The organism is Pseudomonas sp. GW821-FHT02A11 (assembly GCF_059421985.1).
On sequence record NZ_JBWKWB010000001.1, the window covers coordinates 87185 to 99805 of the forward strand.

General features: G+C 61.0%; 10 protein-coding genes. 5 read left to right on the plus strand and 5 right to left on the minus strand.

Annotated features, from left to right (window positions below; genetic code table 11):
* Positions 1-21 precede the first annotated feature (21 nt).
* From pheA to mtnA, 4 genes are all read right to left on the minus strand, one after another.
* A complete protein-coding gene (pheA, locus tag AC07V9_RS00415; RefSeq protein ID WP_495013729.1) occupies positions 22-1116 on the minus strand; it encodes a prephenate dehydratase in 1095 nt (364 codons plus the stop codon).
* Positions 1116-2201 carry a 3-phosphoserine/phosphohydroxythreonine transaminase gene (gene serC, locus AC07V9_RS00420; RefSeq protein ID WP_495013730.1) on the minus strand — a complete coding sequence of 362 codons (1086 nt, stop codon included), beginning with the start codon at positions 2199-2201 and terminating at the stop codon, positions 1116-1118. The genes pheA and serC overlap by 1 nt, the downstream gene beginning before the upstream one ends.
* A 272-nt stretch (positions 2202-2473) precedes the next feature.
* Positions 2474-5269 carry a DNA gyrase subunit A gene (gene gyrA, locus AC07V9_RS00425; RefSeq protein ID WP_495013731.1) on the minus strand — a complete coding sequence of 932 codons (2796 nt, stop codon included), beginning with the start codon at positions 5267-5269 and terminating at the stop codon, positions 2474-2476.
* Positions 5270-5573: 304 nt separating this feature from the next.
* The gene (mtnA, locus tag AC07V9_RS00430) at positions 5574-6650 is read right to left on the minus strand and encodes an S-methyl-5-thioribose-1-phosphate isomerase (protein ID WP_495013732.1); all 1077 of its coding nucleotides are present in this window, start codon (positions 6648-6650) and stop codon (positions 5574-5576) included.
* Between the two features lie 167 nt (positions 6651-6817).
* On the opposite strand from mtnA, the gene AC07V9_RS00435 reads away from it, so the two are divergent.
* From AC07V9_RS00435 to AC07V9_RS00455, 5 genes are all read left to right on the plus strand, one after another.
* Positions 6818-8146 carry a TRZ/ATZ family hydrolase gene (locus tag AC07V9_RS00435; RefSeq protein ID WP_495013733.1) on the plus strand — a complete coding sequence of 443 codons (1329 nt, stop codon included), beginning with the start codon at positions 6818-6820 and terminating at the stop codon, positions 8144-8146.
* Between the two features lie 68 nt (positions 8147-8214).
* On the plus strand, positions 8215-8913 hold the full coding sequence (ubiG, locus tag AC07V9_RS00440) for a bifunctional 2-polyprenyl-6-hydroxyphenol methylase/3-demethylubiquinol 3-O-methyltransferase UbiG (protein WP_495013734.1): 699 nt from the start codon (positions 8215-8217) through the stop codon (positions 8911-8913).
* Positions 8914-8916: 3 nt separating this feature from the next.
* Positions 8917-9588, plus strand: a complete 672-nt coding sequence (gene mupP / locus AC07V9_RS00445; protein WP_495013735.1) for an N-acetylmuramic acid 6-phosphate phosphatase MupP — start codon at positions 8917-8919, stop codon at positions 9586-9588.
* A 159-nt stretch (positions 9589-9747) separates the two neighbouring features.
* Positions 9748-10494 carry a YciK family oxidoreductase gene (locus AC07V9_RS00450; RefSeq protein ID WP_495013736.1) on the plus strand — a complete coding sequence of 249 codons (747 nt, stop codon included), beginning with the start codon at positions 9748-9750 and terminating at the stop codon, positions 10492-10494.
* A 383-nt stretch (positions 10495-10877) separates the two neighbouring features.
* Positions 10878-11804 carry a GGDEF domain-containing protein gene (locus tag AC07V9_RS00455; protein ID WP_495013737.1) on the plus strand — a complete coding sequence of 309 codons (927 nt, stop codon included), beginning with the start codon at positions 10878-10880 and terminating at the stop codon, positions 11802-11804.
* Between the two features lie 6 nt (positions 11805-11810).
* Here AC07V9_RS00455 and AC07V9_RS00460 read toward each other — a convergent pair whose 3' ends face one another.
* Positions 11811-12608 (minus strand): iron-containing redox enzyme family protein, encoded by a 798-nt coding sequence (locus tag AC07V9_RS00460; protein ID WP_495013738.1) that lies wholly within the window; start codon positions 12606-12608, stop codon positions 11811-11813.
* Between the last annotated feature and the right edge of the window lie 13 nt (positions 12609-12621).

Consider the following 12621-nt stretch of genomic DNA (forward strand, 5'->3'; position numbering starts at 1 on the left):
GCTCAACATCCATAAAGCGGATCAGAGAACGGCCTTCGGATAGGAACCCAGCACCTTGAGTGCCACCGCTTCCTGACTGATTCGCTCCAGCACTGCCTTGATCAGCGGATCGCGGTGATGACCGACGAAATCGATAAAGAAGACGTAGGTCCATTTACCGCTGCGCGAAGGCCGGGTCTCGATGCGGGTCAGGTCGATTCCGTTCTCGTGGAAAGGCACCAGCAGCTCATGCAGTGCGCCCGGCTTGTTGCTCATCGACACGATGATCGACGTCTTGTCGTCGCCGGTCGGTGGCACTTCCTGGTTGCCGATCATCAGGAAACGCGTCGAGTTGTCCGGACGGTCTTCGATCTTCTCGGCGATGCGGGTCAGGCCGTACAGACTGGCCGACATGTCTCCGGCAATGGCTGCGGAGTTCCACTCGCCCTTGACCCGCTTGGCGGCCTCGGCGTTGCTCGACACCGCCACACGCTCGACATTCGGGTAGTGCGCGTCCAGCCACTTGCGGCACTGGGCCAGCGACTGAGCGTGGGAATAGATGCGGCTGATACTGTCGGTCTTGGTGTTCTCGCCCACCAGCAAGTGGTGGTGAATACGCAGCTCGACTTCGCCACAGATGACCATGTCGTGTTCCAGGAAGCTGTCCAGCGTGTGGTTGACCGCGCCTTCGGTGGAGTTTTCCACCGGGACCACGCCGAAGTTGACCGCACCGGCGGCCACTTCACGAAACACTTCGTCGATGGCCGCCATCGGCTTGCTGATCACGGCATTGCCAAAGTGTTTCAGCGCAGCGGCCTGGGTGAAGGTGCCTTCAGGGCCCAGGTAGGCAATCTTCAGTGGCTGCTCCAGCGCCAGGCACGACGACATGATTTCGCGGAACAGGCGCGCCATCTCTTCGTTGCTCAACGGACCACGGTTGCGCTCCATCACGCGTTTGAGCACGGCGGCTTCACGCTCGGGGCGATAGAACACCGGCTCTTCGCCCTCGGCCAGGCCAGCCATTTTCACGCGCGCCACTTCCTGCGCGCAGCGTGCGCGTTCGCTGATCAGCTCCAGAACCTTTTCGTCCAGGCTGTCGATGCGTACGCGCAGCGCCTTGAGTTCTTGTTCGGACATTAGCCGTGTTCCTTCTCGAATTCGGCCATGTAGGCCACCAGCGCTTCGACGGCGTCCAGACCCAGGGCGTTGTAGATCGAGGCACGCATGCCGCCAACCGAACGGTGACCCTTGAGGTTGAGCAGCGCGCGCTCTTCGGCACCGGCCAGGAAAGCCTTGTCCAGACGCTCGTCAGCCAGACGGAACGGCACGTTCATCCACGAACGGGCGTTATGGCTGATCGGGTTGGTGTAGAAGTCGCTGTTGTCGATGAAGCCATACAGACGGTCCTTCTTCGCGCGGTTGCGCTTCTCCATGGCGTCGACGCCGCCTTGCTCCTTGAGCCACTCGAATACGAGGCTCGAGAGGTACCAGGAATAGGTCGCCGGGGTGTTGTACATCGAGCCGTTGTCGGCCGAGATCTTGTAATCAAGCATGGTCGGGCAACTGCTGCGCGCACGACCCAGCAGGTCTTCGCGCACGATCACGACGACCAGGCCGCTCGGGCCGATGTTCTTCTGCGCACCGGCGTAGATCAGGCCGAACTGCGAGACGTCGATCGGGCGCGACAGGATGTCCGAAGACATGTCGACCACCAGCGGGACGTCGCCGGTTTCGGGCACCCAGTCGAACTGCAGACCACCGATGGTTTCGTTGGAGGCGTAGTGAACATACGCGGCGTTTTGGGTCAGGTTCCATTCGTTCTGGCCCGGGATCGCCAGGTAATCGAACGGCTTGGCGCTGGCAGCAACATTGACGTTGCCGAAACGACGGGCTTCCTCGATGGCCTTCTTCGACCAGATGCCGGTCTCGATGTAGTCAGCCGTGCCGTTCTCCGGCAGCAGGTTGAGCGGGATCTCCGCGAACTGCTGACTGGCGCCGCCTTGCAGGAAGAGGATCTTGTAGTTGGAGGGGACGGACAGCAGCTCGCGCAGATCCTGCTCGGCCTTGACGGCGATGGCGGTGTAGTCGTCGCTGCGATGACTCATCTCCATCACTGACAAGCCTTTGCCGTGCCAGTCCAGCATCTCGGCCTGGGCACGCTGAAGAACAGCATCAGGAAGCGCGGCGGGGCCTGCGCAGAAGTTAAAGGCTCGCTTGCTCATATCCACTCTCGTCATGTCACTCGTTGAATTTGGAACGGGTGAAGCGTTGCGGGGTTGCGGCGGGTCAGGGAGACCGCATTCGTCCGGATGCGGTCCAGACCGTCGTAACCTCCGACCGCTCCTACAGGTTCCGCGTGCACATCAGAGTCAGGTGCTGACCGAGATCCACTGTAGGAGCAATCGGAGGTTACGACGGTCGCGATGCGGTGCGCCTGACACACCAACATCACGACCACTCCAACAGGGGCCTGTCACCAGCCCCCGCATTTACATCAGTCTTGCGATTCTTCGTCGTCGGCAGCGCCGTCGGCTTGCAGGTCGCTGGCCGAATCGCCTTCGTCGGAGAGGTTCATCACCTCGCCGTCGACGACTTCACCTTCGAACGCTTCGCCTTCCAGCTCTTCACCTTCGACTTCCGAAGGCTCCTGAACGCGCTCCAGGCCCACCAGTTTTTCGTCCTTGGCCAGCTTGATCAGGGTCACACCCTGAGTGTTGCGGCCCAGGCTGGAGACTTCGCTTACACGGGTGCGAACCAGAGTGCCCTGGTCGGAGATCAGCATGATCTCTTCGCCGTCCTGCACCTGAACCGCGCCGACCAGACGGCCGTTACGCTCGTTGCTGACCATGGCGATAACGCCCTGACCGCCACGTTTGTATTCAGGGAACTCGGTAATGGCGGTGCGCTTGCCGTAACCGCGCTCCGAAGCGGTGAGGATCTGGCTGCCTTCTTCCGGGATCAGCATGGAAATCAGCTTCTGGCCTTCCGCCAGGCGCATGCCGCGTACACCGCGAGCCGTACGGCCCATGGCGCGGACATCGGATTCCTTGAAGCGGGTGACCTTGCCGCCGTCGGAGAACAGCATGATTTCCTGCTCGCCATCGGTGATGGCGGCGGAGATCAGGATGTCGCCTTCGTCCAGTTCCAGCGCGATCAGACCGACGCTGCGCTGACGGCTGAAGGCCACCAGCGGGGTCTTCTTGACCGTACCGTTGGCGGTGGACATGAAGATGAACGGTGCCTTCTTCTTGTCTGCGGCCTTGATACGCGCCTTGCGCTCTTCTTCGGTCTCGTTGCTGTTCTCGATGTCTTCGACATCGGTGTCCACGCCTTCGGCCTCTTCTTCGTCAGCCTGCTTGCGCATGGCTTCCAGATCGACCGGCAGCATGGTGGTGATGTATTCGCCTTCGCTCAGTGGCAGCAGGTTGACCAGCGGACGACCACGGGCAGCGCGGGACGCTTCCGGGATCTCGTAGGTCTTGAGCCAGTACACCTTGCCCTTGCTGGAGAACATCAACAGCGTGGTGTGGCTGTTGGCGACCAGCAGGTGAGCGATGTAGTCCTCATCCTTGACGCCGGTTGCCGACTTGCCTTTGCCACCGCGACGCTGGGCTTGGTAAACAGCCAGCGGTTGAGTCTTGGCGTAGCCACCGTGAGAGATGGTCACGACGCGCTCTTCTTCCGGAATCATGTCGCCCAGGGTCAGGTCCAGACGCGCATCGAGGATCTCGGTGCGGCGGACATCGCCGTATTCGGCACGAATCAGTTCCAGCTCTTCGCGGATGACTTCCATCAGGCGCGTGGAGCTGTTGAGGATGCGGATCAGCTCGCCGATCTGAGTCAGGATTTCCTGATACTCGGTCAGCAGTTTTTCGTGTTCCAGACCGGTCAGACGGTGCAGACGCAGTTCCAGGATTGCCTGAGCCTGTTCGGGCGACAGGAAATACTTGCCGTCACGCAGGCCGTATTGCGGATCGAGGTTTTCCGGGCGGGACGATTCGGCGCCAGCGCGCTCGACCATCTCGACCACGGCGCTCGATTCCCACGGCGTGTTGATCAGGCCTTCCTTCGCCTCGGCCGGGGTCGGCGACGCCTTGATCAGTTCGATGACCGGGTCGATGTTCGACAGGGCAACGGCCTGACCTTCGAGGATGTGACCACGCTCGCGGGCCTTGCGCAGTTCGAACACGGTGCGACGGGTGACGACTTCGCGACGGTGGCGAATGAAGGCTTCGAGCAGATCCTTGAGGTTGAGGATCCGTGGGCGGCCGTCGATCAGCGCAACGATGTTGATACCGAACACGCTTTGCAGTTGAGTCTGGGCGTAGAGATTGTTGAGGATGACCTCAGGCACTTCACCACGACGCAGCTCGATGACCACGCGCATGCCGTCCTTGTCGGACTCATCGCGCAGTTCAGTGATGCCTTCGAGCTTTTTCTCCTTGACCAGCTCGGCGATCTTTTCGATCAGACGCGCCTTGTTCAGTTGGTACGGCAGCTCGGTGATGACGATCTGCTGACGACCGCCGACCTTGTCGATGTCTTCGACGATGGAACGGGCGCGCATGTAAATGCGGCCACGGCCGGTCTTGTAGGCTTCGACGATGCCGGCGCGGCCATTGATGATGCCCGCTGTCGGGAAATCAGGGCCGGGGATGTACTGCATCAACTCGTCGACGGTCAGGTCGTTGTTGTCGATGAGGGCCAGGCAACCGTCGATGACTTCACCGAGGTTGTGCGGCGGAATGTTGGTGGCCATGCCCACGGCGATACCGCTGGAGCCGTTGACCAACAGGTTGGGGATGCGCGTTGGCATGACCGCCGGGATCTGCTCGGTGCCGTCGTAGTTAGGCACCCAGTCGACGGTTTCCTTGTGCAGGTCCGCCAGCAGTTCGTGAGCCAGCTTGGTCATGCGCACTTCGGTGTATCGCATGGCTGCGGCGTTGTCGCCGTCCACCGAACCGAAGTTGCCCTGGCCGTCTACCAGCAGGTAGCGCAGGGAGAAAGGTTGCGCCATACGCACGATGGTGTCGTAGACCGCAGTGTCGCCGTGCGGGTGGTACTTACCGATGACGTCACCGACCACACGGGCGGATTTCTTGTATGGCTTGTTCCAGTCGTTACCCAGTTCGCTCATTGCGTACAGGACACGACGATGCACGGGCTTCAAGCCGTCGCGCGCATCGGGCAGAGCACGTCCGACGATGACGCTCATCGCGTAGTCGAGGTAGGACTGCTTCAGCTCGTCTTCGATATTGACCGGGAGGATTTCTTTGGCCAGTTCGCCCATGAGAAGCCTGATTCCTTTTTCTGGTGAAACCTCGTACATCCATCCGGGATGAACGAAGCTCGCCGCCGCCGACGATTGCCTGGCAGCGACTTACGACAAATCAGCGAGTTAAGCCATGGATTTGCGCAGTGAAGGGAGCCGCAACGCGCCCCCTTGGAAACCGCCGGATGTTACCACAATCGCCGTCAGGCACGAAGACTTTGAGCGTGCCGAAAACGAGCCATTTCGCCATTAGCGGCCTGTGAAGGGCTTGGAGGGCCTGACAGCACTTTCCCTACACACCGTAGCGCCTGCGACAAACTGCTCAATGCAGGCGTTTACGGCACATCAGCAGCGCCATTTTTGCGGTGTCGGGGCGTTCGACGATGCCCTTTTCAGTCACGATGGCATCGATCAGGTCGGCTGGCGTCACATCGAACACAGGATTGAAGGCATCGACCTGGCCCCCCAGACGATGTCCGCCCAGCTCCAGAAGCTCATTGCCATCGCGCTCTTCGATGAACACGTCTTCGCCGCTGTCCAGGTTCATGTCGATGGTGGAACTTGCCGCCACCACCATGAAGCGCACGCCGTGGTGCATGGCGGCCACCGCAAGGTGGTAGGTACCGATCTTGCTGACCACATCGCCATTGGCGGTGATGCGGTCGGCGCCGACGATGACCCAGGTGATGCCCTTGGTCTTCATCAGGTGCGCAGCGGCGGAATCGGCATTGACGGTGACCGGGATGCCTTCGTTGGCCAGCTCCCAGGCCGTCAGACGCGAGCCCTGCAGCCAGGGGCGGGTTTCATCGGCGTACACGCGCTCGATCATGCCTTCTATATAAGCGGCGCGAATCACCCCCAGCGCCGTACCAAAACCGCCCGTGGCGAGGGCGCCGGTGTTGCAGTGGGTCAGCACGGTCTGCAGGTTGCCCTGATGCTTGCGGATCAGCTCGGCACCCAACTGCGCCATGGTCAGATTGGCTTCGCGGTCGCTCTGGTGAATGGCCACCGCTTCGGCTTCCATGACCGCAACCGGATCTTCGTGGTCCTTGAGGCGATACAGGCGCTCGCGCATGCGATTCAGCGCCCAGAACAGATTGCCACCCGTGGGCCGCGCGTTGACCAGCAGGTCGAAATCTTCTTCCAGCGCCATCTGCCAGTCGCCGCCTGCCGCCAAACGGTCAATAACGGCGAGCACAATGCCGTAGGCGGCGCTGATGCCGATGGCCGGCGCGCCGCGCACGACCATCGTGCGAATGGCTTCGGCGACGCCAGCGGCACTGTTGCAGGGCTGCCAGGTTTCTTCGAAGGGCAGGATTCGCTGATCCAGCAAAAACAGCGTGCCATCCCGCCAATCGATGGCCTTCACTTTTTCCGCAGCCATTAGTCGATCGCGCATTGCACACTCCACAAGATGTTTTTGAAAAGCCAAACGCCGAATCCACCAAAAAGGGCCGGGAATCAAATTGCCAGCAGCTGAAAAAGCCGCCGATTATAGCGAGCCGCCTGCCAGGACGCTCGGGTATACTTCGCCGTTCCCGATTTGCGTCACTGGATGCCATCCCGATGCCTGACTCCGCTGCCCCGCTCGACCTGATGCTCCTGCCGGACTGGCTGGTACCGGTCGAACCCGCTGGCGTCGTTCTGCAGCAACACGGGATCGGCATTCGAGACGGCCGCATTGTCTACATCGGCCCCAAGGCTGAAGCGCTGCGGCAAAACGCCTTTGAGGTGCGCGAGCTGCCCGGCATGCTGCTCAGCCCCGGCCTGATCAACGCCCATGGCCACGCGGCGATGACCCTGTTTCGCGGCCTGGCCGACGATCTGCCCTTGATGACCTGGCTGCAGGACCACATCTGGCCTGCCGAAAGCAAGTGGGTGGATGAGGACTTCGTTCGCGACGGCACCGATATCGCCATCGCCGAACAGCTCAAGGGCGGCATCACCTGCTTCTCAGACATGTATTTCTTTCCAAAAGTCGCCTGCGAGCGCGTGCACAACAGCGGCATTCGCGCACAAATCACCGTGCCCGTGCTGGACTTCCCGATACCCGGTGCCCGCAACGCAGACGAATCGCTGCACATCGGCATCGAACTGTTCAATGATCTGGCCCATCACGAGCGCATCAGCATCGCCATGGGGCCCCACGCGCCGTACACCGTGAGCGATGAGAACCTGGAGAAGATCCGGGTCATCGTCGACGAGCTCGATGCGGCGATCCACATGCATGTCCACGAAACCGCCTTCGAGGTCAGCGAAGCCGTCAAACAGCGCCAGGAACGTCCGCTTGCGCGCCTCAAGCGCCTCGGTCTTCTGGGCCCGCGCTTCCAGGCCGTGCACATGACGCAGATCAGCGATGACGATCTGGCGATGCTGGTAGAAAGCAACTCCAGCGTGATTCACTGCCCCGAATCGAACATGAAACTGGCCAGTGGCTTCTGCCCGGTCGAACGGCTGTGGCAGGCCGGGGTCAATGTGGCGATCGGCACCGACGGCGCGGCCAGCAACAACGATCTGGACCTGCTGGGTGAAACCCGCACCGCTGCCCTGCTGGCCAAGGCCGTCGCCGGTTCCGCCACCGCGCTGGATGCCCACCGCGCCTTGCGCATGGCCACGCTCAACGGTGCCCGCGCCCTTGGCATGGAAGATCGCATCGGTTCGCTGGAACTCGGCAAGGCCGCGGACATGGTTGCGTTCGACCTGTCGGGCCTGGCGCAGCAGCCCATCTACGACCCGGTTTCACAGCTTATTTATGCCAGCGGCCGCGATTGCGTCACCCACGTCTGGGTCGCCGGTAAACCACTGCTTGAAGACAAACGCCTGACGCGCATGGACGAACACGCGCTGATCCGGACCGCCAGGGCCTGGGGCAACCGCATCGCCGCCAAAGGCTGAACAGCATTGAAAGGTCATGGTTCTCTCTGTGACCTGCCACCGAATTCAACGTTTTAGAGGGATCACACATGAGCAACGTCGACCACGCCGAAATCGCCAAATTCGAGGCCCTGGCCCATCGCTGGTGGGACCGCAACAGCGAATTCAAGCCGTTGCACGACATCAACCCGCTGCGGGTGAACTGGATCGACGAGCGCGTCAGCCTGGCCGGCAAGAGGGTGCTGGACGTCGGCTGCGGCGGAGGCATTCTTAGCGAGGCCATGGCCCTGCGTGGCGCCACCGTCACCGGCATCGACATGGGCGAAGCACCGCTGGCCGTGGCACAACTTCATCAGTTGGAATCCGGCGTGAGCGTCGAGTACCGCCAGATCACTGCCGAAGCCTTGGCTGAAGAAATGCCCGGGCAGTTCGACGTGGTGACATGCCTTGAGATGCTCGAACACGTGCCCGATCCGTCATCGGTGATTCGCGCCTGCTACAAGATGGTCAAGCCGGGGGGCCAGGTGTTTTTCTCCACCATCAACCGCAACCCGAAGGCGTATCTGTTCGCCATCATCGGCGCCGAATACATCATGAACCTGTTGCCGCGCGGCACCCATGACTTCAAGAAATTCATCCGCCCCTCCGAGCTTGGCGCGTGGAGCCGTCAGGCGGGCCTTGAGGTCAAGGACATCATCGGCCTGACCTACAACCCGCTGACCAAGCACTACAAGCTGGCCTCTGACGTCGACGTCAACTACATGATCCAGACGCTGAAGGGGGCCTGAGTCATGCGCTTGAGAGCGGTTCTTTTCGACATGGACGGCACCCTGCTCGACACCGCGCCGGACTTTATCGCGATCTGTCAGGCCATGCTGGCCGACCGAGGCTTTGCGCCGGTCAACGACAAGCTGATTCGCGATGAGATCTCCGGCGGCGCCAAGGCCATGGTCTCGGCGGCATTCGCCATGTCGCCCAACGAGCCGGAGTTCGAGGCGTTGCGCCTGGAGTTTCTCGAGCGTTACCAGAAGGACTGCGCGGTCCACAGCAGGTTGTTCGACGGCATGGGCGAGCTGCTGGCCGATATCGAAAAAGCGAAGCTGATCTGGGGCGTGGTGACCAACAAACCCTTGCGCTTCGCTCAGCCGATCATGGAGCAACTGGGGCTGGATCAGCGCTCTGCGGTGTTGATCTGCCCGGACCATGTGACCAGGAGCAAGCCTGATCCAGAGCCGCTGCTGCTGGCCTGCAAGATGCTCGACCTGGCGCCGGCCAGCGTGCTGTTCGTCGGGGATGATCTGCGCGATATCGAATCCGGTCGCGATGCGGGGACCAAAACCGCGGCGGTGCGTTACGGCTATATTCATCCCCACGACAACCCGGATCACTGGGGCGCCGATGTGGTGGTGGATCACCCGCTGGAACTGCGTCGGGTGCTGGATAACGCGCTGTGCAGTTGCTGAACCCCAAACGCGGCGTCTGTAGGAGCGCGCTTGCCCGCGATTGCGGTTTATAAGCCACATCGATGGTGAACCGTCCATCGCCTTCGCGGGCAAGCGCGCTCCTACAATGCTCTTCATATCCTCGCCACCGCGTTCCGTATCCGTAAAAATGGAGCCCACATGTTCAAGTACTCCACCCGCCCCGACCTGCTCAAGGACCGCATCATTCTGGTCACCGGTGCTGGCCGTGGCATCGGCGCCGCTGCCGCACGCACCTATGCCGCCCATGGCGCGACGGTGTTGCTGCTGGGCAAGACCGAATCGAACCTGATCGCCGTCTATGACCAGATCGAAGCCGCTGGTCACCCGCAGCCGGTGGTCATTCCGTTCAATCTGGAAACCGCCCTGCCCCATCAGTACGACGAGCTGGCGGCGATGATCGAGACTGAATTCGGGCGGCTGGACGGGTTGTTGCACAACGCTTCGATCATCGGCCCGCGCACGCCGATCGAGCAACTGTCGGGTGAGCACTTCATGCGCGTGATGCACATTAACGTCAACGCCACGTTCATGCTCACGGCCGCGCTATTGCCCTTGCTCAAGCTGTCCGAGGACGCTTCGGTGGTGTTCACCTCCAGCAGCGTCGGGCGCAAGGGCCGCGCGTATTGGGGCGCTTACGGGGTGTCCAAGTTCGCCACCGAAGGCCTGATGCAGACCTTGGCCGATGAGCTGGAAGACGTCGCCTCGGTGCGCGCCAACAGCATCAACCCTGGCGGCACCCGCACCGACATGCGCGCCCAGGCGTACCCCGCGGAAAACCCGCTGAACAACCCGACGCCGGAAGAAATCATGCCGGTGTACCTCTACCTGATGGGTCCCGACAGTGCGGGCGTCAACGGCCAGGCGTTCGATGCGCAGAAGAAGTAAGCAGCGCGCGTAAAATGTGGCAACGGTATTTCCTGTCAGACGCACGATCTGTGGGAGCGAATTCATTCGCGAGGGCCATTACATTCGATAGAGCATCACCGGATGTACAACCGTCTCGCGAATGAATTCGCTCCCACAGAAGATCGCGGTCATCCCCCGCAATCTCATTGCCTCTCATCCACTCGGCGGTTTTCCGTCGCCTCTGTGTAGTCCATTGGCCTGCAAACCGTTACGTTAGTCAAATCCAAGACGCCGTCGGACACCCCCTCGGCGCCTACTCACGCTAACTGTTTGATTTATATGACGAACCCTGCCAACAGGAAACATGGCACGACTTTCGCTCTGTCGATAGCAAGCCCTATAAGAGGCGCAGGAGCGGAAACATGAGTTTTCCTACACGAACCAACGCCATTGATTTTGACAGTGCACGACTACAGCGCTACGGCCTCGCAGTTGCGCAGAGCCCTGCGCAGGCGCCGCTGAGCCATGAGCAGCTGCAGCGCAAGCTGGCCATGCAGCTGCAGAGCAGTCTGGAAGCGGACAAGATTCTGTCGATGTTTTTCGACAACGTGCAGCAGCTGATCCCGCTCAATGCGCTCAACTACAGGCAACTGGGCACTGACCTGCGTCTGGAGTTCGGCGAGCGCGCGCGTCACAGCGCCAGCTACCGCATGACCTACGAAGGCGAACAACTGGGTGAGCTGGGTTTTCAACGTGACCGGCGCTTCAGCGAAGAAGAGCTGTCGCAGCTCGAGTCGCTGCTGAGCAGCCTGTTGTATCCGCTGCGCAACGCCCTGCTTTACCGAAGCGCAAACCTCAGCGCCCTGCGTGATCCACTCACCGGCGCGGGCAACCGAATTGCCATGGAACAGTCGCTCACCCGCGAGATCGAGATCGCCCGGCGTCAGCAGCAGCCGCTGTCGGTGCTGATGGTCGACATCGATCATTTCAAGCACATCAATGACACCCATGGACATGCTGCGGGCGATGGAGTGCTGCGCGCGGTCACCGATACGATCAAGGATCGCCTGCGTAACATCGATCAGGTCTTCAGATTCGGCGGGGAGGAATTTCTCATCGTGTTGACCAATACCGGTCGTGAGTCCGCCGCGCTGGTAGGCGAACGCCTGCGGCACGCGGCACTGCAACTCATTTATCCAGTCGAAGGAAGCCCGGTGGAACTGACCGTCAGCCTGGGGTGTGCGACGCTGCTGCCGGGGGAATCCCCCGACAGCCTGTTGCGTCGCGCCGACAGCGCCCTGTATGCGGCCAAGCGCCAGGGCCGTAACCGCCTGGAAATGGCGGGTTAAGCGCGCTCAGGCACGAACCGCGAACCGGCGTTCGCGAAGTGGAGCGTTCGCTTCCTGAGGGCGTTCCAGAACCATGCAGCGTTCCAGAAACAGGTACATGTATTCGTAACTCTTGCAGATGGCCATTCTCAGGTCGGCCTGCAATTGCTCGCTGGGGTTGTTGCCCGCCAGGGTGCAAATGATTTCCAGTGCTTCCCAAGGGTGAGAATCGTCGTACTGCGCGTGCATCTTCAGCCACTTCATGGCGCGCTTGCGAATCTCCGGCGGGAACAAATCTGCGTAGGTCTCTTGCGAACATACGACAGCAGACCACTCTCCGGTCGCGCCCTCGATGGCGTAGTTGGTGGCTGCAATGGCGACCACCAGAGGCTCCGACGAACAGCTGTGCCAGCACCAGTGATTGAGTGCGTGCAACTCTGACGGAACGCGCTGCGCTTGCAGGTCTTCCAGCGTGACCCCATGGGCCGCGCTCCAGTTTACCCAGTAATCGGCATGATTGAGCTCGACCCGAATATTGCGCATCAGCCAGCGACGCGCCATGTCTTCGCCCGGGTGACGGGCAAAACGGGTTTTGGTCAGGTTATGGGCCATATAGACCGCGAACTGTTCAACTACAGGCCATCCACCAATCAGGTACTGGCGCATGGTCCTGGAACTGAGCTGACCATCTCGCATACGTTGATAAAGTTCATGCCCTACCACGCGTGCCTTGGCTTCACTGCAATCGTTGATCAATTGCTGTGCCCAAGCGGGGTAACTGCTGGCATCCATCAGCGGACCGGTTCGAATGAACATATCGATCACTGTGTAGCTCCTT